Below are 23897 nucleotides of genomic sequence, written 5' to 3'. Positions count from 1 at the left end.
CCTTCCTTTTAGGTGCTTTGTTTATTTATGGTATTATCTTGTGAAATTTCTCCATTTTTATGCTTATATTTTCATTTATGAATGTTAATTCAAATTAAAAAAGCTTGCATCAACCTACTACTACTGTTGATGCCAGCTTTTAAAAAGATTATTTATTATTATTTTGTCTCACTTTATAATCCACCACTTCTCCATGGTAGAAGCTTTTTCTCGTTAACGGAAGATTTAGCTTCTTAGCTGTTTGTTTCAGTTCTCTTTCTTCTCGTTCCGTAACTAAACTAATAACTACTCCCGCTGCACCAAATCTTCCCGTCCTGCCAGAACGATGGATATATTGGGTCTGGTCTGTAGCTAAATCATAATGAACAACATGTGTAATATTTTGAATATCAAGCCCTCTTGCGGCTACATCTGTTGCTAGAAGCATGTTTCTCTTTCCATCTCGAAAATCATTTAATGACTTTTGACGCTCCATTTTATTTAGATCAGAATGCAAAATACTTGTCTGAATTTTTTTAAATGCTAATTTTTCATGGATCACACTTAAATTTCCAATATCCTTTACAAACACAAGAATCTTCGCATTCTTTAGACGAGAGATCGGTTCTAATAGCTTTACTTTATCTCGATATTCCGCTTGGAAATAAATATGCTCTACTTCAGCTGCTTCGATCACCTTATCTTTTTTGATGCGAATAATTTCTGCCTCTTGAACAAGTTCAGCTGCAATATTTTCTGTTTGCTTTGGTAATGTTGCAGAAAATAAAACGACTTGTCTGTCTTTTAAAGTGGCTTTGATAATTTGGCGAACAGATTCTAGATGCTCCGGTACTAACAATTGATCTGCTTCATCTAAAATAACTGTTTTTACTGCATGCATTTTTAATTTTTTTTGTTTAATCAATTCTAATGCTCTTCCAGGTGTACAAATGACAAGATGAGGATGCTTTTTCAGTTTTTCTAATTGCCTTTTAACATTTGCTCCTCCAATAAAAGAAGCCGCCCGTACTCCGCTGCCCTCTCCCCATTTTTGAACTTCTCCTAAAATTTGCATAACCAGCTCTTGAGAGGAAGCAAGACAGATTGCCTGAATATTCTTCGATTCTGTATCCAAGTTATTTAAGACTGGTAATAGATATGCCAATGTTTTTCCTGTGCCAGTTGGGGATTCAGCAATTACATCTTTTCCCTCTAATATTAGTGGGATAGACTGTTCTTGAATAGAAGTTGCTTGTTTAAAATGTGCCTTTTCCCAGTTTTCCTGTATAAACGGTTTAAATGTACTCCAAAATAGCTGTTCTTTCATTTCGTTCTCCTTTTTCATCAAAGTCAGACAAATAACATCTAACCTTAAAATATATCTTCTTATTATAAATTATTTACGAAAAAATAGATATGAAACCTTATTCATTAGGGGGAGATTATATTTTTCGCTGAACATAAGTTAAAAATGCTGGATTCCGAGGATTTCTTTGTTTCCACAAAAAAGAAGCTCCGTTTCCTGCGAAGCTCCTTTTCATACTATATGAATAGCTGATTCTTCCCTACTGTATGAACGATATCGACACCATCTTTGATTCGCTTCATTTTTACGTCTAATTCATGAGCTGCATCTGCTGCTTCCTTTAATTCATTAAGTAAATGTGCAGGAACATCTTTATCGAATTTATAATAAATTTTATGTTCTAAGCTTGCCCAAAAGTCCATCGCAATCGTTCTTATTTGAATTTCGACAACCACTTCTTGCACGCCTGTACTTAAGAAAACAGGAATACTGATAATTAAATGTAAGCTTTTATAGCCATTTGGTTTGGGATTTTTAATATAATCTTTTACCTGCATTACCTTAATATCAGCTTGTTTTTCAATGATATTATAAATTTCGTAAATATCCGAAATAAAGGAACAAGTAATTCGAACTCCTGCAATATCATGTATATATTTTTTAGCATTTTCAATTGTTATAGCATGCCCTTTTCGATGCAGCTTTTGCATAATACCTTTTGGATCTTTAATTCGTGATTTAATGTGCTCGATTGGATTATGATTATGGATAAATTGAAATTCCTCATTTAATATTTTTAGTTTCGTATTTATTTCATCTAAAGCAAAGTTATAAATAATTAAGCTATTTTTCCATTCATTAAGCTCATTTGATAATTCATGTAAATTGAAGTTATTATCTTCCATGTATGTCTTGAGTTGTTTTACGCTTTCCATAAACTAGTAAGTCTCCTTTGGATTCCTATAAACCTTTTCTGCGTCTACTCCGATACTCTTCAAAAATTCAATAATTTGGTCAATTGTTTTCACTTTCAACATCCACCTTTGTATATAACGAGCTATTTTCGGATGGTTGACATGCACCGAATCTATCTTTATTGTAAACAATAATGACCGGTCAGTCAAATATCATTTCAAACAAATATTTTTTATTTATAAAATAAGAAACAGCACTTCCCTTATTCCTTCAATATCAGCTCTAAGGAGAGAAGTGCTGTTCTTTATATATCTACTTTCTACACTGACCAACCGGTGCAGCCACGTTTTATTTTTACACTTTATTCTCCTGTCTCTGAGAATTGGTTTTGATGTAGTTCATAATAAAAGCCTTTTTTCTCCAATAATTCTTCGTGAGACCCCTTTTCGGCTATCATCCCTTTATCCAATACTAGAATCAGATCCGCATGTTTAATGGTGTTTAATCGGTGAGCAACAACAAAGCTCGTTTTCCCTTTCATCAACCGTTTTAAAGCATCTTGAATTTTCACCTCTGTGATTGTATCAATGCTACTTGTTGCTTCATCCAGAATAAGAATAGATGGATCTGCTAAAATTGCTCGAGAAATGGATAACAGCTGCTTTTGTCCTTGACTAATTCCGTTTCCATTAGCAGAAAGAATCGTATCATAACCTTCTGGAAGATGTTCAATAAAGCCATGAGCATTGGCTTGCTTTGCTGCATACTCCACTTCCTCATCCGTAGCATTCAACCTGCCATACCGGATATTTTCCCGGATGGTCCCTTCGAATAGATAGCTATCCTGAAGAACAAATCCCATATGCGAACGGAGGCTCTCTCTTTTTACTTTTGTAATCTCCTGGCCATCCACTAATATACTTCCTGCGGTTGCATCATAAAATCTCATGATAAGCTGGATAATAGTCGTTTTTCCAGCTCCAGTAGGTCCAACTAAAGCAATTGTTTCACCTGGGTTTGCCTTAAAATCAATATCCTTTAATATTTCTTTATTTACCTCATAAGAAAAAGATACATGCTTAAACTGAACTTCTCCTTTCATTTCTTTCATCACGGCTGCTTCCTTCTCATCTACTTCTTCTCTTTCTTCATCTAATACTTCAAATACTCTCTCTGCACCTGCAATGGCAGATAACAATGTATTAAATTGATTCGATAAATCATTTAAGGGTCTAGTGAACTGTCGGGAATATTCAACAAAGATTACAATAACCCCAATAGATACAGTACCGGATTTGAGGGCTAATAGCCCGCCAACCCCTACAATTACTGCATAGCTAGCATTGTTTAACATATTCATTAGCTTTGGAATAAAGCCTGAATAGACTTGTGCCCAATACGCAGAATTCTTAAGCTTATCACTTTTTTCTTTCATATCATGAATCATTTTTTCTTCTAGCGAAAAAGTTTTTACAATTTTTTGTCCTGAAATAGATTCCTCAATAAATCCATTTAACTCCCCTAAATTCATTTGTTGTTCCTTAAACAATATACTTGTTCTACTCGTAATCCACTTCATTCCAATAAACATAACTGGCACGATCGTTAACGTCAATACTGTTAATAACGGACTGAGTAAAAACATGACAACTATTGTCCCAACTAAAGTAATAATACTAGAGAAGATTTGGATAACAGAGCTATTTAAAGTAGAACTGACATTTTCAATATCATTTGTAACACGACTCATCAATTCTCCATGCTGCTTTTTGTCAAAATAACTTATCGGCAGCTCATGAAATTGGTGGAACAAATCCGCTCTTAAGGAAAAAACAGTTGTTTGTGAAATACCAACCATCCAATAACTTTGCAAAAATAATGCAACCGAATAAAAAAAGTAAATACCACCAAGGGCTATTAGCATTCCTGTAAAACCATCTAAATTTCTATTGACAATAAAACGATCAATAGACATTCCTAAAACATATGGTCCCAATAATCCTAATGCACAGCTCATTGCCACCATCACTAAAACAAGAAATAATAATCCCTTTTTTTGTGCAAGATAGCTCCATAATCGGTATAAGGTCTTCCCCATATTTTTTGGTTTTTTCCCTTTTTTAACAACTGTGGGATCTGGCTTTAATTTAGGTTTAGGATAGCGAAATGGATCGGTTAGTTCCCTTTGCATTCTCCCACTCTCCTTCCCCTAGTTGTGATTCTACTATTTTTTGATAAAGGTTGTTTGTCTTCCATAACTCATCATGGGAAGCAAAACTTACAATCTTTCCATCTTCAATCAGCATTATTCTATCTGCCTTCATGGCGGTAGATACTTTCTGCGTAATGAGCAGAAGGGTACATTGATAATCAGCAACTGCATCCAGCAGCTTTTTTTCTGTTTTTAAATCTAATGCACTTGTACTATCATCTAGCAGGAGAATACTTGGCTTTCTGACGAGTGCTCTTGCAATGGAAAGGCGTTGCTTTTGTCCTCCGGATAAATTAACTCCCTTTTGTCCAATTCTCGTATCATATTTATTAGGCATTAACATAATGGTATCGTGAATTTGGGCATCTTTTGCAGCTTGCACTACTTCATCAAAGGTCGCATCAGGATTTCCCCATCTAATATTTTCTTGAATGGTACCCGTAAAGAGCATCGATTCCTGTGGTACATATCCAATTTGCTTTCTTAGCGTATATAATGAATATGAATTCACTCGTTTATCGTCGATCAAAACGCTTCCTTCTGTTGGTTCATAAAGACGTGGAATTAATTGGAAGAGTGTTGTTTTCCCTGAACCTGTTGCTCCTAATATAGCAATTGTTTCTTTAGAGTGGATGGTAAAGTGCAGATTCTCTATTGTATTCCTTCTATTAGATGGATAACGAAAGGATACATGCTGGAACTTAATTTTCCCTTTTAGTTTTGAGTCCATACTTTCATCTGGATTATCCTTATCCTGTTCTTTCTTATCAATAATCTCTTGGATTCGATCAGCTGAAGCTTTTGAACGAGAAATAACCATTACTAACATACTTACTACAGAAATCGATGTAGTGATTCTTAATGTATAATTGATAACGGCAACTACTTCACCAATCTGTGCCTCACCTGTGTTTATTTGTCCAGAGCCAATCCAAAGTATGGCAATAATACATAGATTCATAGCGAATAATAAGAGCGGCACAGTAGTTTCCATAATCCAGAGCGCCTTTTGGGTAAGTTTTTTTAAATCCTCGCTTGTATGCATAAAACGATTTCTTTCAAACTGCTTGCGGATATATGCTCGGATAAGCCTCACTGCTGTTAAGTTCTCCAGCATCACACTGTTTACCTGATCGAGTTTCTTTTGAACAGATTGGAACAGACTTCTTCCTACTTTAATAACCCAAATAAACATAACCACAATAAGAGGAATCGTAATCGCCAATATAAACGCTAGTTTCACATTAACTAAGAAGGACATAATGATTCCACCAACGATTAAAAGCGGTGCCCTTAATAGAAATCGCAATCCCATAAATATCGTGTTTTGTAATTGGGTAATATCATTCGTTAATCTAGTGATCAAAGACGAACTTGCAAAAACATTACTGCTTGAAAACGTAAAATACTGAATGATTTGGTATAACTCATTCCGAAGACTATAGCCAAAATTCTGACAAACATGGGAAGAATAGAATGTATTAATAATTCCAGCAGCAAAGGCTACAAGCGAAAATAATATCAACAATCCTCCCCAAATTAACACAACTTTTGTATCTTGATGAGCCAAGCCATCATCAATTATCTTTGCCATAATCAATGGCTGAACCAGTTCTACCGCAAGTTCGGTTAACATTAGTATAAGTGCTATTGTAATACTTAGTTTATATACTCGAAGTCGACCAAATATTTTTGACATTATTCCCTCCAGCCTTTACTCTAATTGAATTTACTACTTAATATCCAATCATCGATGAAATTTATTTAGATTTGCTAAACATTATTTTTATCATACCTCTTTTTAGTAAGTTAGAAAACATCATTCAGAATAAAATTAATTCAGTATTATTTTATTGCATGTACACATGCCCATTCCTTACCACAAACCTTCTTTCTTAAAATCAAAAAAAACCGAACAATTATACGAAAATTCCAGATTAGAATCTCTGTATAATTTGTTCAGGTTTAAATTTGTTGGAAATACTTATGCTCGAGCCGCTTTTAGTTTACACCAGCTAACGACCATTTATATAATTCGTTATGGAAACCAAATACCTTTGGTGATCCCACAGCTACATCTTTAGAAACTGCTCCAAAGTCATAGTCAGAATACAATGTAAAGATCGGCAGTTCATCGCTCCAAATTGCTTGAAGCTCATTATAAATCTCTTTACGTTTTTCTGTATTTGGTTCTTGTTTACCTTTTGCTAATAGCTCATCTACCTTTGGATTGTTATAATTTGTATAGTTACTTGATCCCTTAGAATCATAGATCGTTGTTAAATCTGGATCAATGGTATTAGTGAAGCCCATTAGCATTAAATCGTAGTCTCCTGCTCTCGCTTTCGACATAATCGTTGGGAAATCATACGTAGTTGTATTTAGTTTTAATCCAACCGCTTTTAAATTTTCGGCAATAATATTGGCTGATTGTTCTCGCACTTTATTTCCAATCGGAACAACAAATTCTATTGTCTTATTGAAATCCCAGCCTGCTTCTTCTAATAACTGCTTCGATTTCTCTGGATCATATGTGTATGCTTCTAATTCTTTATCAAGATAGGGGCTGATGGATGTATACGGACCGTCTACAATTTCTCCTTCTCCCTTTAGTAATTGATCGACAATTTTTTGACGATCAATGGCATAAGCGATTGCTTGTCTTACTTTCTTATCTGTGATAGTTTCCATGTTAAAACTCATATTCTGATATCCATATGTTTGATCTGTTGTGGTTGTTACATTGTCAAATCCTTTTACTGTCTCAAAGTCTTGCACTGCAATTTTTCCAATCCCTCCTGCAGCATTCATTTGAATTTCGCCTGTCTGCAATTGTGCTACAAGGTTTGCTGCTGGCATGATTTTCACAAATAGTTTATCCAGTTCTACATCCCCTAAATAATAGTCATCATTCTTAGCATATTCTACATATTGATCTTTTGCATATTTAACAAACTTAAAAGGACCATTCGTTACGGTCGGCTTCATCATAAAAGGATCCTTTTGGAGATTTTCCGGAGCAATATTCTTTAACTTATGTTCTGGAAGAATCATAAATTTTGAACCTAATTGTTCTTTCACCATATTTGGATCAACTGGGGCCTTGGTTTTAAATTGAATTGTTTTTTCATCAACAATGGTTAAAGATGGTATTTCTGTTTCTCCTTCTGGAAGCTTGCCATTGTCTGTTAATCCATCTAATACAGTTAAATAGGCTCCAACAGCTGTTTCCGTCTTTGGATTAGCAACTAAATTTAGCGTAAAAGCAACATCCGCAGACGTAACAGGTGTTCCATCTGTCCAATTTGCATCCTTATTAATTTTGATTGTAAATGTTTGATTATCCTCTGTTTCAAAGGACTCAGCTAGCTTTGGTGTAAACTCCAAAGGACCAGTCATCTCTAAAAAAGTATCAAACATAAATTTTTCTAACCAAGATGCTGCAATATCTGAAGAATTAATGGGATTAAAACTAACTGGAGCATTTACAAGCCCCAAATACATCGTATTTTCTTTTGCACCACCACCAGTTGAAGCTGGATTATTTACACCCGAGCATGCTGAAAGTAATACTAAAATGACAATGGAAAATAGACTAAATATCTTTTTAAATTTCTTCATTGAATGTTCCCCCATCTATTGTTCTAGAATAGTAATAAATGCATCTCCTCATCATTTATGGCTCTTGGGATCCATTGCATCTCGCAAACCGTCCCCCATAAAATTAATGGATAATACAGCAAGTAATATCATGACTCCAGGCGGGATCCATAACCAAGGCTGTGTTGCCAATACAGTAATGGATTGAGCTTCATTAAGCATATTCCCCCAGCTTGCTGTAGGAGGCTGAACACCCATCCCTAAAAAGCTCAAGGATGCTTCCATAATAATGGCAGACGCAATGCCAAATGTAGCATTAACAAGAATCGGCGCAATGCAATTCGGAAGAATATGTTGAAAAACAATTTTTGGCGTGGAATACCCTAAAGCGACACCTGCTTTAACATAATCCATTTCTTTAATTGTTAATACACACCCTCTTACTAATCTTGCAATCGATGGCCATCCGAGCAAACCTAATACTAAAATAACGTTAAATAGACTTGGCCCCATTATACTTACAAGAACCAAAATTACCATTAAATACGGAAATGACATGAATACATCTGTAATACGCATGATAACCATGTCCACCCATTTCCCAAAATACCCCGCAATCGCTCCTAGTATAGTACCAATAGCAACATAAATTGCCACTGCTCCAACTCCTACTGATAAAGAGACTCTAGCAGCATATAATAGTCGGCTAAACAAGTCCCTCCCCACTTCATCTGTACCAAGAATATTATTAGCAGAAGGAGCAGACGCAAATTCGCCATCGACAGAATATGGATTATGCGGTGCAATTACTGGAGCAAAGATTGCAATCAGAACCATTAATGAAAAAATAATGAGACCAACAACGGCCAACTTATGTTTAAAAAAACGTTTTGTTATTAGTTTTAGATAGCTTTCTTCATTCCCCAATTGATTTTGAACAGGAATCACCACATTAACTTGTAATTCCGTATCCACTTTCACATTAGGAATACTCATATGCACTCCTCCTTAGTTATACTTTATTCGCGGATCTACTACGGCATATAAAATATCAGCAAGTAAATTCGAAAATAGGACAGCAAGTGCTGCAATAAAATTTATCGCCATTAACGTAGGATAGTCACGAGAGGAAATCGACTGGATTGTTAGTTGTCCTAAGCCTGGCCATTGAAAAATTTGCTCCGTTACTACTGCGCCTCCTATTAAAATTGGTATTTCCATTCCAATAATTGTAATAATAGGAATTAACGCATTCTTTAATCCATGCTTATTGGTAACAATAAACTCTTTTAATCCTTTTGCTCTTGCTGTCCGCAAATAATCTTGCCCCATTACTTCCAACATGCTGCTTCTGACATAGCGAACCGTACTGCCTGCAATCCCGGTTCCTAATATAGCGGCTGGCATAATGAGGTGAAACAATGTATCCATAAATCCTCCACTGCTTCCCAACGTAAACATGCCACCTGTCGGTAAGATATTTAAAACAAGTGCAAATACGTAAATACTTCCTAATCCTAAGAAAAAGTTAGGAATGGATACACCTAAAAATGAAAAAGTAGTAGTTAAATAATCAATCCAAGAATACTGCTTTGTCGCACTCAAAATTCCTATTGGAATGGCAATAATATAAGCAATAATTAAGGCAGTGCTCATAAGGAGCAACGTGGGACCAACACGATTTAGCACTAAATCTAATACAGGTTCATATGTTGTATAGGAAAATCCAAAATCTCCTTGCAAAAGATTTCCAAGCCATCTAAAGTATTGAATATAAATAGGATCATTAAGACCTAATGCTTCTTTCTTTGCGTCAATATCAGCCTGAGTAGTATCTGGATTAATATACATATCCACCGGGTTACCAGGAGCTAAGTTAATAATAATAAAGTTAAATACCGTTACCCCCAACAACACTGGAATAGCAATCAATAATCTCCTGATAATATATTGGAACAAATGAATCTCCCTCCTTTAACGTAGTGGAAAATGACAGGCAACTGAATGATTTGCTCCATCTAATAGCGGCTCCTTCTCCTTACACATAGCTTGTGCCATAGGACATCTAGTATGGAACCTGCAGCCATTTGGTGGATTTGCCGGACTTGGAACATCCCCTTCTACCACAATCCGCTCTCTATTTCGAAGATGAGGATTAGGAATCGGATAGGCACTCAGCAACACTTGTGTATAAGGATGCTTTGGATTCCTAAAAATCTCTTCAGTCTTTCCAATTTCCACAATTTTGCCTAAATACATGACGGCAATTCGATCACTAATATACTTAACTGCTCCTAGACCATGGGCAATAAATAAATAGGTTAAATTAAATTCTTTTTGTAAATCCTTTAATAAATTTAGTACTTGCGCTTGAATAGAAACATCCAATGCTGATACCGGTTCATCGCAAACAATCAATTTTGGGTTTAGCATAAGGGCTCTAGCAATCCCTACCCTTTGTCTTTGACCGCCAGAAAATTCATGAGGATATCTGCTTTTATGAAATTTAGTTAATCCTACTATTTCAAGCATTCGATCTACCTTTTTACTTGCTTCTTCTTTTGACGCAAGTCTGTGGGCAATTAAAGGCTCTGCCAATAAATCACCGATTCGCTTTCGCGGATTGAGAGAAGAATAGGGATCCTGAAAGATGATTTGCATATCTGTGCGAATTTTTCTTAATTCCTTGTTTTGAATGGCAGCCATATCCCTTCCTTCAAATAAAACTTTCCCATCTGTCGGAGGATCTAGCTTCACAATAGCTCTTCCAGTAGTGGATTTCCCACACCCTGATTCACCAACAAGGGAAATTGTTTCCCCAGAATAAATGGAAAAATCAAGACCGTCTACTGCTTTTACATGGCCAACGGTTTTCGATAATATCCCTTTTTTAATTGGATAATATTTTTTTAAATTTTGGATTTCTACTAATGGCTGCATTTGTTCTTTGAATATTCCGTCTTTTCCAGACAAGATTTCTACACTCATATCTTAACCTCCCTTTCCTCTTCCAGCATGTTTCCTTGTTGCTGTGTCTCATACAACCAACAACGAACCTTGTGATCTGCTTGATTGTCTATGCTAATATGGGGAGGCTTTTCGGCAATGCATTTTTCAGTGACATGAGGGCAGCGAGTATGAAATCTACAGCCTTTTGGCATTTGCTGTAATGTCGGAACAGAGCCTGGAATAGAATATAATTTTTCTTGGGAATCATACTCTAAATGTGGAATAGAATCGATTAAGCCTTTGGTGTAAGGGTGCTTTGGCTCATCAAAAAGAGTGAAGACATCTGCCTCTTCTACCACCTGCCCGGCATACATGACGATAACCTTATCAGCCATTTCCGCTATAACTCCTAAATCATGGGTAATCATCATAATCGCTGTCTCTGATTCGTTTTTTAAACTTTTCATCAATTCAAGAATCTGCGCTTGAATGGTTACATCTAATGCTGTTGTTGGTTCATCTGCAATTAGAAGCTTCGGTTTACAAGATAGAGCCATCGCTATCATTACCCTTTGCCGCATTCCTCCAGAAAGAGCATGTGGATATTCATCAATAATTACCTCTGCTCTTGGAATTCCTACTTTTTTCAGCATTTCTACCGCATAGCTCTTTGCTTTTTTGGCATTTAAGCCCATATGTAGACTAATTAATTCCACCATTTGATTTCCGATTGTAAAAACCGGATTTAAAGAAGTCATTGGTTCTTGAAAGATCATCGAAATTTCATTTCCTCTAACTTTTCGCATCTCCGCTTCCGTTAGTGTCGTTAATTCTTTTCCTTTCAGATTTATCGTGCCTTTTTTGATATAACCATGTTTTCCTAATAGTCTCATAATCGATAGGGAAGTAACACTCTTACCACAGCCTGACTCTCCTACAATACCAATAGTCTCTCCTGGCTTAAGCTGAAAAGTAACCTCCTCTACCGAAATAACCTCCCCCTTATCCGTCCGAAAAGCCGTTTGCAATTTCTCCACCTCTAAAATATTCCGCACCATACTTCCCCTCCTTTTAAAAAGCGTAAGCGCCTGTTTATCAGCGTACAAACTGTAGAATCACCGACTGAGATAAAGGAAACACAGTGATCGCTAGTGAACTGATGTTGACTTATCGTAGGGAGATGATTGGAAGTTTGCTAGCTGATAGGCGCTGGAGCTAGATCGTTCTCTGACTTAGAACGTTTTTCCCTGTTATTTCGTAAAGCGTAAGCGCCTTGCTCATCAGCGTACAAACTGGTCGACTAACTACGCAACGTCCTGTTGCAACGTCGACACTAGTACATCCCTGTACGTCGAAGATCATCGACTAAGATAAAGGAAACACAGTGAACGCTAGTGAACTGCTGTTGACTACGCAAAAGAGATGATTGGAAGTTTGCTAGCTGATAGGCGCTTATCGCTTGTTAGAATACTAGACTTTATATTGTAGAGCTGTTCACCAAAGCCTCTTTCCTTTCTGTATTCGTGTAGTAATCTACTAGACTTAAAAATATCTTAGCTGTATGGAGCATGGCCCTTTCATCAAAAGTAAACTTTGGATGATGATGAGGATAAATTGCCTCTATATCTTCGTTTCTAGCCCCTACTGAAAAGAAACATCCAGGTCGATTTTGTAGATAATAAGAGAAATCTTCTCCACCCATTCCTGGTTTTTCTATTATGACAGGCTTGCTTTCTGGCAAGGTATTTATCAAACATTTTTCGAGTATATTTGTTTCATCCGCTGTATTTACAGTAGAGGGATAGCCTTTGGTATAATTAAATTCATATGTTGCATGGAAAGCTTTACATACCCCTTTAATTAGCTGCTCCATTTCTTCTATGATCAATGATCGTACATCTTCATCGAATGTACGAACGGTTCCAGTTAAATCAGCTGTATCTGAAATGACATTTCCCGCATTTCCTGCATGAAATGATCCAATGGAAATAACTGCGGGCTTTTGTGGGTTTACTCTTCTGCTAACAATATGTTTTAGTTGATTGGCAATTTGGACGCCAACTGCAACAGCATCAATTGTTTGATGGGGAGATGCTCCATGTCCACCTTTCCCTTGAATTTTTAATTCAAATGCGTCACTTGCAGCGGATACTGGTCCAATGCTATAAAGGACACTTCCTAGTTCACTGCCAGAGGCTAAATGAGCACCATAGACAACATCTACACCATCTAAACAGCCATCTTCAATCATGGCAATGGCTCCCCCTGGCGGTGATTCCTCCGCATGCTGGTGTAATAGAACTACATTCCCAGCCAGTTCTTCCGCATTATTCTGAAGAACCTTTGCTACTGCCAGCAATGTAGCTGTATGCCCATCATGTCCACATGCATGCATCACACCTGGAACTTTCGATTTAAAAGCTACATTCTTTTCATCCTGAATCGGTAAGGCATCAAAGTCTGCTCGTAAGGCAATCGTTTTTCCAGGCTTAGCACCGTAAATCTTACCTACAATCCCATTTCCACCAACATTTCGTCTTACTTCAATTCCGAAACTTTCCAACAGATCACCAATCATCTTACTTGTATTAATTTCTTGAAAAGATAGCTCTGGATTTTCGTGTAAATATCGTCTCCACTCTACCATTTGCTCATACATAGCTTCAATTTCTTCATACCATTTCTCTAGCATCTCAATCGCTCCCATCCCATTACATTAATTTTCGAAAAGATCTTTCTTATAGAACTGGTTCAGCAAGGTTTTCTTTTACTTGGATCGATACATAATTATCGACAATACTCAAAAATGCTTTTCCAGCATAAATCATTGCTCTTTCGTCAAAATCGAACATTGGATGATGATGAGGATAAGCTTTTCCCTCTGAGACTTTTGCTCCTGTATGAAAAAACATGCCCGGCTTTTCAAGCAAATAATAAGAAAAATCCTCTGCTCCCATGATTGGTACGGAACGAACTAACATATTCTTATCTAATGAATTTTCTATAACCTTTTCAAAAACTTCTACTTCTTCCTCATGATTATATACAGCTGGGTATCCCTTTATATAATTAATTTCAGCAGTAGCCTGCATGCTCTCACAAATCTCATTTACCATTAATTTGATCTCTTCTTCCATAAATAAACGCAGATCTTTATCTAGTGTTCGGACGGTTCCTGTCATCACAGCAGTATCAGCAATGACATTTTGCGCCTTTCCTCCATGAAAGGATCCTACAGATAGTACAACGGGATTTAATGGGTCTACACGTCTGCTCGCAATATATTGTAGCTGGCTGACTAGCGCAGTACCGACCGCAATCGCATCCACTGTTTCATGAGGAGCGGAACCATGTCCACCCTTTCCTTTAATGGTAATTTCAAATGCATCTGCTGCTGCTTGCGAGTATCCGGGTTTATAATAATATTTTCCGAGTTCATTTAATGAGGAAAGATGCGCCCCATAAACGACATCTACATCTTTTAAACAATCGTCTTCAATCATTGCTTTTGCTCCACCAGGGGATAATTCTTCAGCATGCTGATGAAGCAGTACAATATTCCCGGCAATACTATCCCTATTATCTTGAAGTACTTTCGCCACTGCTAAAAGAGTAGCTGTATGTCCATCATGTCCACATGCATGCATAACTCCTGGCACCTTCGATTTATACGGTACATCCTTTCCATCTTGAATTGGCAATGCATCAAAGTCTGCTCGCAGCGCAATCGTTTTGCCAGGTTTGGCTCCATATATTTTCCCAACTACTCCTCTTCCACCAACATTTCTCCTTACTTCAATACCGAATCCTTCTAAAATTTCAGCAATCATTCTTGGTGTTTCCACCTCTTGGAAAGATAGTTCTGGGTACTGATGAAAATGTCTTCTCCACTCAACCATTTGATCAAACATCTCGGCTAATTCACTATGCCATTTTTTTAACATACTACCCCTCCTAATAAATTTGCTTATGAATAAGGAATACTTCTTGAGAAGTTAGAAAAAATGCAGCTTAACTATATCCCTTAATTTTGATTTCTTTTATATTAACGGTAATTTCAAGCAATGTATAATAAGTTTTTTTAATCATCAAAATATTCAGATTAAATCAACAACTTTTTATTTTTCCTATCATCTCTATTCATTAGGGTTGTTATCGTTTACATTATTTATTTTTCTCCTACTAAATTAATTCCTTTCTCCTAATGGTGTTCTACCACATGCCCATCAAGTAAAAAATGCTTGTTCCCCAAAACGATAAAAATATTACTTTTCTCTATAACAAATAAATTTTATCCAAGTTCGATGATACTGGGGCGACACCTCATTTAGAGATGATTTAAGAATGTATATATACCTTTATTCAGCATAAATAAAAAAATCATCAAAATATTGTGTTATATTTTTATTATCTCTTATTGAAAGCGAGTGATTTACTATGACAGTCCGTTCTTTCCAACTATCAATTAAATACAGGGTACGGAGGGGTTAATATTAGAAGTTTCTTTTATTAAAAATCTTCCGTATACAAAAATGGAGGAAAATACTATATGTTTAGTTATTATAGCGAACTTTGTACCGAGCTCTACGATTTAACAAAGCCTGTGGGGTACTCTTTAAATGGGGATATTGAATATTACCAAGAACGGTTAAAAAATTGTCAGGGGCATATTCTAGAAGCTGCAGTTGGCTCAGGACGTTTTATTATTCCACTTCTTGAGGCGGGATATATAATTGATGGAATTGATTATTCTCCTGAAATGTTGAACTCTTGTCGGAAACGTTGTGAAGAAAGAGGATTAAGCCCTAATTTATATGAAGATAAATTACAGGGATTTTCATTGCCATTTAATTATAAGGCAATTATTATTCCTACAGGTTCCTTTTGTTTAATAGAAAAACGAGAAGACTCTCTAAACGCATTGAAGTGCTTTTATAAACATCTTGTTCCAGGAGGACGCTTGATTGTTGATCTTCTATTACCTCATGATTGGAAAACAGGAGAGATTTCTACTTCAACTTTTTCCCTACCTAACGGGGATGGGATTACGCTGGAAAACAAATCGATTGAATTGGATTGGCTCAATCAATTTACTATTTCCTACTTGAAATATGAGAAATGGCGTAAAGGAAAGTTGATTCAAACCGAGTTACAACGTTTTGCTTTGCGTTGGTATGGAATCGAAGAATTTAAGCTTATTTTGGAAAATATCGGTTTCTCTGATATTACGTGCTCTGCTGATTATGTTTACGAGAAGCAACCATCAAACGCAAGTCAAATCATTACTTTTGAAGCTGTAAGAAAACAATAACGGTAAGATTAACCTTATAAAAACATGTGATAGCACACCTATACCAAAAGACAAGTGAATCTCCTTCAATAGAAGTTTCACTTGTCTTCTTGCCACTTTATAAGATCTTACTTAAGAAAGAGATGGTACGTTCCTCTTGCGGATGTGTAAATAACTCTACTGGTGTATTTTCTTCGACTACATATCCACCGTCCATGAAAATCACACGATCTCCAACTTCTCTTGCAAATCCCATTTCATGCGTTACTACAATCATCGTCATTCCTTCCTTGGCAAGTTCCTTCATCACTTCCAATACCTCTCCTACCATCTCTGGATCTAACGCAGACGTCGGCTCATCAAATAACATAATACTTGGTTCCATTGCGAGTGCTCTCGCGATGGCGACACGCTGTTTTTGTCCACCAGAGAGTGAATCAGGATATACATTTGCTTTATCCTCTAAGCCCACTTTTTTCAATAATTCTAATGCCTTTATCCGAGCATTTTCTTTTGAGACCTTCCTTACTTTCATAGGTGAAAGCATAATATTTTGAAGAACTGACTTATGCGGGAATAAATTAAACTGTTGAAACACCATCCCTACATCCTTACGTACTTCATTAATATTTGTGGACTTATCCGTAATATTCTTCCCTTTAATATGAATCGTTCCATCCGATATACTTTCTAGTAAATTGATGCAGCGCAAAAAAGTTGATTTTCCCGATCCAGAAGGACCAATAATTACGACGACCTCCTTCTGATTAATAGTCATACTTATATCCTTTAATACTTCATTATCTCCGAAGGACTTTTTTAATTTTTCAACAACAATCATTCTGTTTTCAACCTTCTTTCCAAACGAGTTAAGAAGAAGCTTAATGTTAAGGTTAAGACAAGATAAATAACAGCTACTGTTAAATATGGCTCCCAAACTCGGTTATACTGTCCCATCATCAGCCTTGCATAGTACATTAACTCTGGAGCAGCAATAACAGCTGCTAAAGAAGAATCTTTAATTAATACAATAAATTCATTGCCTAACGGGGGAATCATTCGTTTAAAGGACTGAGGAAGTACTATGTATCGCATTGCCTGTATATGCGTCATCCCTAAGGATCTGCCTGCTTCCATCTGACCACGGTCAATGGATTCAATTCCAGCTCTAAAAATCTCTGCAATATAAGCAGCTGCGTTAAGCGATAATGCAACAATTGCTGCTATCATGGCATTGGTTGTATTTAAAAATAATGGGATAAATCCAAAATGAATGATTAGGATTTGTACAAAAAGAGGGGTGCCGCGGAAAATAGCAATATAGCAACGGAAAGGAAAAGCAACCAATTGATTCTTTGCTATTTTTCCAAGGCCGATTAATAAACCTAAAACCGTACCAAATACTATTGCATACAAGGATAATTGAATGGTCACTAATATCCCCTTTTTAAATAAGTCAGCATACTCTAAAATAATCGTAAAATTAAAATCCATTACCTCTTCTCCTCCAAAGACCACAAAATGACTGATATTCATCAGCATAGGCACTCAGAAGGAACATTCCCTCACTAAGATACAATCTAGAAGAAGTATTGTGCTCCCTCCTTGTCAAAGCGGGTAATGTCCATCCTGAGTACCTTCCTCATTTGCGACTCTTCTATTGTTGTGCTTTTAAATTTTCAATATCTGGATCTTGCCCAAACCATTCTTTATATATCTCTGCATATTTACCATTATCAAAAATAGCATTAAGACCTTTGCTTAAATCAGCTTCCATCTCACTATCTTTCGGGAACATGAATCCATAGTATTCTGATTCAAATCCTTCTTTATCCTCAATCACGATAAAGTTATCTTGCGGATTATTTTTCGCATATGCTTCTAATACTGCATTATCTGCCACAACAGCAGCTGCACCCTGATTCTTCATTTCCAAAATAGCTAAATTATTATTTTCAAACTTTTTTACTTTTTCATTGCCATTTCCTAGGAGCGCATCGACTGCATCTGCACCTGTTGTTCCTGATTGAACAGCAACAGTCTTATCCGTTAGATCAGCCGCTTTCTTAATATCAGTACCTTCTGGTGCCAAAATTTTATTCGTACTTTCAAAATATGGAACAGAGAAATCATAGGATTTAAGTCGGTCATCGTTTATTGTAATGGCTGATAAACCAACATCCGCTGTGCCATTTTCTAATTCTGCAAAGAGTGGGTCCCATCCAACGTTGACAATTTCAAAGTCATAGCCAGCTTCCTCTGCCGCCGCTGTGAAAATATCGACATCGAAGCCAATAATCTTGTCTTTATCCATATACTCAAATGGTGCATAAGCCGCATCTGTAACGACTCTTAATTTCTTTTTGCCGTCTCCATCACTATTTGCTTTTTCTGAACCTGTCCCACATGCTGCTAAAACAAGAACAATCGATATAAATAAAGCAAATAAAATGCCGTTTTTCCTCATTGTAAATCCCCCTCTTTTGATTGATTGAAAACTGTATATTAAAATAATATAGAATTTTCAATTAATTTAAAATAAAAATTTTTCCGTTTGCTTTATCACTATCTTGTATAATGCATTCATTATAACTTTTTGTTTATTTATATACAAGCAAACTTTTTTTGAATTTTCATAAAATTTAAGAGTTAAAAAGAAGTCCCTCTTTCTAATTTTAAAAAGGAACTTCTTTTTTCTCTACTATACAAAAAACTCTTCATATAAAGCTTTTACAGCCTTTTTGACAACTGTTTCTTTTACTCCAAACATCATGCTTACTTCAGAAGAACCTTGGTTAATCATTTCAATATTCACTTCCGCTTTCGCAAGTGCTTTGGATGCACGGGCATTTGTACCGATATTACGTCGCATCCCTTCCCCTACAAGCATGATAAGCGCTAAATCGTGTTCCACTTTTATTTCTTCCACTTGTAGTTCCTCTGATATTCTAGCCAATATCTCTTGTTCGCTTTTCCCTGTCAATTGATCTTGGCGTAAAACAATTGTTAAATCATCAATTCCAGACGGCATATGTTCATACGAAATATGATAATCCTCTAATATCGATAGAACTTTTCTGGCAAACCCTACTTCACGATTCATTAAATATTTACTAATATAAATAGAACAAAATCCCTTATCATTAGCAATGCCAATTACAGGACCATTCGTATTATTTCTAGAAGCGACTATTCTTGTTCCTTGTGCGGATGGATTATTTGTATTTCTTACTTGAACTGGAATACCTGCACGATACGCCGGAATTAAAGCTTCCGCATGAAATACAGAGAAACCGGCATATGATAATTCACGCATTTCCCGATAAGTAAGTTCCTTAATTTCTTTCGGCTGCGTTACAATGGAAGGATTTACAGAGTAAACAGCATCCACATCTGTAAAGTTTTCATACAACTCCGCTTTCACGCCATTGGCGAGAATCGCTCCCGTAATATCTGATCCACTTCTTGAAAATGTCACTACATCTCCCGCTTCACTGTAACCAAAAAAACCTGGAAATACAATTATTCGCTTCTCTTCTCTTAAGGAATATAACCGATCATAAGATTCAGAAAGTACTTGAGCATTTCCGGGATCATCACTAACAATCAAGCCCGCTTCCTTTGGACTAATATAAATGGCATCTAATCCTCTAGCTTTAAAGAAATGTGCAACTAATTTAGCATTATTATCCTCTCCGCTAGCCTTCATTGCTTCCATAAAAGCATCTATATTAGAAGATGTATTTATTAAATCCAATAAGTCGCTTTTAATATTCGTTATAATATCACTCGATAAATCCAATTCTTTAGCAATACTAGCATATCTATCTAACACTTCCTCTAAATAAGAAGAATAACCACTTCCATTTACCACAGCTTGCGCACATTGAATTAATAAATCCGTTACCTTCGTATCTGAATCATATCTTTTTCCAGGAGCAGACACGACGACAATCCTTCTCTCCTTATCCGCCTTTACTATTTGTAACACTTTTTCCAATTGCTTCCCTGTAGCTAGAGAACTACCCCCAAATTTGACAACCTTCATTTCGCCAACTCCCACTGATTGTTAAATAGTAACAATTTTCTAAATTGTTCACTATGGCTATTATCACTATTTCATGATAAATAATCAAGTCATTTCCTCTCTAAAAATACATTTGTTTTTATAGAGTAAACAAATGTATTTTTCCACTTGGCTTCTACTCCTTAAATCTTAAAATAAAACTGGTAATTAATGTGATTTTCATTTTGAGTTAATCACTATAAATACCTATAACAAAGACTTTCATCCAAAAATTTGAGCGTCACTTAACGTTGTTTATTGGAAATAATAATCCAAAATACTTTCATTTATGTAAATTTTACGTTAAACTAATATTTAGTTAAACGAAATTTATTGTGCAATTACTAACAATCTCCTCATCCCTCCTTTTGTACTCCATCCATTTCAGATGGAGGAACCTTAATAAAATTTCTACTATATTTAGAAAGAAGTGTTTTACAAAATGGAAAACCAAAAATATTCAAAACGAAACTTAGGAATCATGTGGTTCGCTAACTTCTTTATTAGTGCCTGCATGACTATGGTTCTCCCATTTTTATCGCTTTATATTGAATCATTTGGTCAATATTCACCTGAATTTGTGCAGCATTGGTCGGGGCTTTGTTTCTCTGTGACCTTTGTAGCAGCTTTCTTGTTTTCACCGATATGGGGAAAAATTGGCGATAAATTTGGAAGAAAAACGATTCTTATCATTTTAGCAATCGGATTAGGCATTTCCATATTTCTAATGAGTTTTGCCGATTCTGTATGGGAAGTCTTTATTCTTCGCTTTTTCACAGGATTTTTCACAGGCTTTATCCCAATGTCACAAGCGTTTATCTCCACTCAAACTCCCAAAAAAGTTGCTGGTAAAGTATTAGGAACCTTACAGACAGGAAGTATTACTGGATCATTGATTGGTCCTTTACTTGGAGGCGTATTAGCGGATAGTTTCGGCTATGCGGCGACTTTCCGATTTACTTCTCTTGCCATCTTTATATCTGCTATTCTAGTATTTACAACTAAAGAATTTGTTCTGCCTGCTCAAAAGGGTACAAAAAGCAGCTATACAAGCAAAGAGGTATTGGCCTATATTCTTAAAAACCCTGTATTCATTACCGTTCTGCTTATCTCAGCCTTTATACAAATTGCCCATTTCAGCATCCAGCCTATTCTGTCTTTATATGTCAGTAAATTGCATGGTCCGGAAAATATCGCCTTTTTCGCTGGCTTAGCTTTCTCCGCTGCAGGTTTAGGGAATTTACTAATGGCACGGAAATGGGGAGAAATGGGGGATCGCTCTGGTCACCTCAAAGTACTTGTTATTCTCCTGTTTATTGCCGGAATTATCTATTTCCCAGGAGGATTTGTTAATCAATACTGGCAATTGCTGATTATCCGCTTTATTCTCGGCGTTGCAATTGGGGGCATGGTTCCTGTACGTATTGCTTATATTCGACAAGAAGTACCTATTGCTATGCAAGGAGAAGTAATGGGATATGAAACAAGTCTTCGTTTTCTCGGAAATATAATCGGTCCTGCCCTTGGTGGACTAATCGCAGGTAACTTTGGTTTCTCTATGGTATTCTTTTCAACTAGTATTCTCTTATTAGCAAGCGGTATTTTCCTATTTACTATGATGCACCGCCATCCTAAGTTAGCTAAACATTCGATTTCCTAAAGATTTAGCTGCTGTGTAAATAATAACCATTTTCCTCCTTTATGATGTATAATAAAATGGAAAAATAATTGTCATCATAAGGAGGATAACTATGGCTAAATCAAAGGCTAGAAAGAAACGCGACAAAGTGCTGCGTGAAAATGGATTTGATACAACGATGCGCAGAGGTTCCTGGGGCAGCATTGTACCAATCACGAAAATAACGAAAACAAAGAAAGAACGATTAACGCGAAATGAAAAGAAATATAAACAAAACCATTCTTCTAGATATGATGAGAATGGTTTTTATTTTTTAATTTAATATTTTTCTTGGATATCCTTCTCTACACCCCTTTCTAAAATTGTCTACCCCTACCGGGATTGTTTCATTTTTTCGCGTACATATGGCTATTTTATTTGATACGCTAATATCCTCTACATATACTCTTGCTAACTATTTATTCTTTATGTAATCTTAATCTCTCAGCTGCATTCTCTCCCTCTTACCCCTATACAATAAGACATTGCCTAAAACATTACGTCCTTATATAATATATGCAATTACTAATTTGCGATAAAGGGGATTGACTGTGGAAAGTATTAAAGTAGTAGAACAAGAACAACAACACACACTCTCCTATTTGGATGGAGTAAAAGACTGTATTCCAACCTTGCTTGGTTATATCAGCATCGGTCTTGCAATGGGAGTAGTCGGTGTATCATCCGGCTTATCTATCCTGCATGTTTTCCTGCTTGCTGCATTTGTTTATGCTGGTGCCTCCCAGTTTATTATTTGTGCGATGATTGCAGCTGCAAGTCCTATCAGTGCGATTATTCTTACAACATTCATTGTAAATTTACGTCACTTATTATTAAGCTCCGCCCTAGCACCTAAATTTACCCAATATTCTATACAAAAAAATATTGGCATTGGCAGTCTTGTAACAGATGAATCATTTGGAGTAGCTATTACCAAAATTGCTAGAAAAGAGCCAATCAATGATAGATGGATGAACGGATTAAATCTTACTGCCTACCTTGTTTGGATTGCAGCTTGTACTGTCGGAGGATATATTGGAGGCTGGTTTCCTGATCCTGAACAATTCGGATTAGATTATGCCTTGCCAGCTATGTTTATTGCTTTGCTTATTCTCCAGCTGCAAACAATTGAACCTACTAAACTGAAACACTATTTATTGTTAATCACATTGATGATTGTCTGCATGCTTATTTTCTCGACTTTTTTATCAAGCAGCTTAAGTGTTATTATATCGACTATCGTCGTTGCTACAATTGGGGTGGTGACAGATAAATGATGAGCAATATGACCTTTTTTCTTTTATTAATCGGTTGTACACTTGTAACGTTTATTCCGAGAGTAATCCCCTTTTTAGTGGCACGTAATTTTACTATTTCTCCATCTGTCGAAAAGTGGCTTTCTTATCTTCCTGTATGCATTTTTACCGGTTTAATCGTAGAAAGTCTTTTAGAAACTGGCGGAAGCAATAGTATTAGCATTAATTGGGAAGCGCTTCTTGCGACGATTCCTACTGTTATTGTTGCCTTTCTTAGTAAAAGTTTATTAACTACCGTATTATTCGGAGTTGTGTGTATGGCTGTCGTGAGATTGGTATTGTAGCTATGTTGTAAAAAGCTTCTTTTTGTTTATATAAAGAGGCTTTTTATTTTGATGAACACTTTTTCTTCTAGCTCTTTCCTTATCAGTTTTCATCTGTCTTATGAACACCACTTTTCCCTCTACCTCCTCCTTTTTCGGTTTTCATCCGCCTTATGAACAATCACCACTTAATAAATGGATATCCCTAACAAAAACTCCATAACTTGTAAATAAACCATCCAAATCCATAAAAATTAACAAATTTATTGTACTTTCGTTTCCTTTCTGTGAAGTTTATAATAAAATATTGGTTATATTATTGA

The 23897-nt window shown here is 36.1% G+C and carries 20 protein-coding genes; 5 read left to right on the top strand and 15 right to left on the bottom strand.

The genetic code is table 11. From position 1 onward, the window contains the following. Positions 1 to 148: 148 nt before the first annotated feature. From NX902_RS03470 to NX902_RS03420, 11 genes are all read right to left on the bottom strand, one after another. Positions 149 to 1306 (bottom strand): DEAD/DEAH box helicase, encoded by a 1158-nt coding sequence (locus tag NX902_RS03470; RefSeq protein WP_163187353.1) that lies wholly within the window; start codon positions 1304 to 1306, stop codon positions 149 to 151. Between the two features lie 215 nt (positions 1307 to 1521). Beyond that, positions 1522 to 2220: a GTP pyrophosphokinase gene (locus NX902_RS03465; RefSeq protein ID WP_413230955.1), complete on the bottom strand. Its 699-nt coding sequence runs from the start codon at positions 2218 to 2220 to the stop codon at positions 1522 to 1524. A 341-nt stretch (positions 2221 to 2561) separates the two neighbouring features. Next, complete coding sequence (locus NX902_RS03460; protein ID WP_163187355.1) at positions 2562 to 4391, bottom strand: ABC transporter transmembrane domain-containing protein; 1830 nt, start codon at positions 4389 to 4391, stop codon at positions 2562 to 2564. After that, positions 4354 to 6111: an ABC transporter transmembrane domain-containing protein gene (locus NX902_RS03455; protein WP_163187357.1), complete on the bottom strand. Its 1758-nt coding sequence runs from the start codon at positions 6109 to 6111 to the stop codon at positions 4354 to 4356. Before NX902_RS03455 ends, NX902_RS03460 begins: the two co-directional genes overlap by 38 nt. Before the next feature lie 302 nt (positions 6112 to 6413). Continuing rightward, positions 6414 to 8033, bottom strand: a complete 1620-nt coding sequence (locus NX902_RS03450; protein WP_163187359.1) for an ABC transporter substrate-binding protein — start codon at positions 8031 to 8033, stop codon at positions 6414 to 6416. Between the two features lie 51 nt (positions 8034 to 8084). After that, the gene (gene opp4C, locus NX902_RS03445) at positions 8085 to 9008 is read right to left on the bottom strand and encodes an oligopeptide ABC transporter permease (protein WP_047941760.1); all 924 of its coding nucleotides are present in this window, start codon (positions 9006 to 9008) and stop codon (positions 8085 to 8087) included. 12 nt (positions 9009 to 9020) lie between these two features. Then, positions 9021 to 9971: an ABC transporter permease gene (locus NX902_RS03440; RefSeq protein ID WP_095330655.1), complete on the bottom strand. Its 951-nt coding sequence runs from the start codon at positions 9969 to 9971 to the stop codon at positions 9021 to 9023. 15 nt (positions 9972 to 9986) lie between these two features. Next, positions 9987 to 11000 carry an ABC transporter ATP-binding protein gene (locus NX902_RS03435; protein ID WP_163187361.1) on the bottom strand — a complete coding sequence of 338 codons (1014 nt, stop codon included), beginning with the start codon at positions 10998 to 11000 and terminating at the stop codon, positions 9987 to 9989. Then, positions 10997 to 12019 carry an ABC transporter ATP-binding protein gene (locus NX902_RS03430; RefSeq protein ID WP_275068813.1) on the bottom strand — a complete coding sequence of 341 codons (1023 nt, stop codon included), beginning with the start codon at positions 12017 to 12019 and terminating at the stop codon, positions 10997 to 10999. Before NX902_RS03430 ends, NX902_RS03435 begins: the two co-directional genes overlap by 4 nt. Positions 12020 to 12438: 419 nt before the next feature. Then, the gene (locus tag NX902_RS03425; protein ID WP_163187363.1) at positions 12439 to 13653 is read right to left on the bottom strand and encodes a M20 family metallopeptidase; all 1215 of its coding nucleotides are present in this window, start codon (positions 13651 to 13653) and stop codon (positions 12439 to 12441) included. Positions 13654 to 13699: 46 nt separating this feature from the next. Then, positions 13700 to 14905 carry an amidohydrolase gene (locus NX902_RS03420; protein WP_047941764.1) on the bottom strand — a complete coding sequence of 402 codons (1206 nt, stop codon included), beginning with the start codon at positions 14903 to 14905 and terminating at the stop codon, positions 13700 to 13702. Positions 14906 to 15510: 605 nt separating this feature from the next. Here NX902_RS03420 and NX902_RS03415 point away from each other — a divergent pair. After that, complete coding sequence (locus NX902_RS03415) at positions 15511 to 16272, top strand: class I SAM-dependent methyltransferase (RefSeq protein ID WP_163187365.1); 762 nt, start codon at positions 15511 to 15513, stop codon at positions 16270 to 16272. Positions 16273 to 16369: 97 nt separating this feature from the next. Here NX902_RS03415 and NX902_RS03410 read toward each other — a convergent pair whose 3' ends face one another. The 4 genes from NX902_RS03410 to NX902_RS03395 all read right to left on the bottom strand — a co-directional run bounded on the left by NX902_RS03410 (position 16370) and on the right by NX902_RS03395 (position 20299). Next, a complete protein-coding gene (locus NX902_RS03410; protein WP_163187367.1) occupies positions 16370 to 17092 on the bottom strand; it encodes an amino acid ABC transporter ATP-binding protein in 723 nt (240 codons plus the stop codon). Next, entirely contained in the window at positions 17089 to 17745 is a 657-nt protein-coding gene (locus NX902_RS03405) for an amino acid ABC transporter permease (RefSeq protein ID WP_095330646.1), read from the bottom strand. Before NX902_RS03405 ends, NX902_RS03410 begins: the two co-directional genes overlap by 4 nt. A gap of 163 nt (positions 17746 to 17908) precedes the next feature. Continuing rightward, positions 17909 to 18718 (bottom strand): transporter substrate-binding domain-containing protein, encoded by an 810-nt coding sequence (locus NX902_RS03400; protein WP_095330644.1) that lies wholly within the window; start codon positions 18716 to 18718, stop codon positions 17909 to 17911. A 234-nt stretch (positions 18719 to 18952) separates the two neighbouring features. Beyond that, the gene (locus NX902_RS03395; protein ID WP_163187369.1) at positions 18953 to 20299 is read right to left on the bottom strand and encodes an aspartate kinase; all 1347 of its coding nucleotides are present in this window, start codon (positions 20297 to 20299) and stop codon (positions 18953 to 18955) included. 460 nt (positions 20300 to 20759) lie between these two features. Here NX902_RS03395 and NX902_RS03390 point away from each other — a divergent pair, with 460 nt between their 5' ends. From NX902_RS03390 to NX902_RS03375, 4 genes are all read left to right on the top strand, one after another. Then, the gene (locus tag NX902_RS03390) at positions 20760 to 21977 is read left to right on the top strand and encodes an MFS transporter (protein WP_095330640.1); all 1218 of its coding nucleotides are present in this window, start codon (positions 20760 to 20762) and stop codon (positions 21975 to 21977) included. A gap of 91 nt (positions 21978 to 22068) precedes the next feature. Further along, a complete protein-coding gene (locus tag NX902_RS03385) occupies positions 22069 to 22278 on the top strand; it encodes a hypothetical protein (RefSeq protein WP_095330638.1) in 210 nt (69 codons plus the stop codon). A 268-nt stretch (positions 22279 to 22546) separates the two neighbouring features. Further along, complete coding sequence (locus tag NX902_RS03380) at positions 22547 to 23272, top strand: AzlC family ABC transporter permease (protein WP_095330636.1); 726 nt, start codon at positions 22547 to 22549, stop codon at positions 23270 to 23272. After that, positions 23269 to 23595, top strand: coding sequence for an AzlD domain-containing protein (locus tag NX902_RS03375; RefSeq protein ID WP_095330634.1), 327 nt, complete (start codon positions 23269 to 23271; stop codon positions 23593 to 23595). The genes NX902_RS03380 and NX902_RS03375 overlap by 4 nt, the downstream gene beginning before the upstream one ends. Positions 23596 to 23897 lie beyond the last annotated feature (302 nt).

The organism is Niallia sp. FSL W8-0954, from assembly GCF_038005605.1.
GTDB lineage: Bacteria > Bacillota > Bacilli > Bacillales > Cytobacillaceae > Niallia > Niallia circulans_A.
This window is presented reverse-complemented; position numbering and strand designations above follow the sequence as displayed.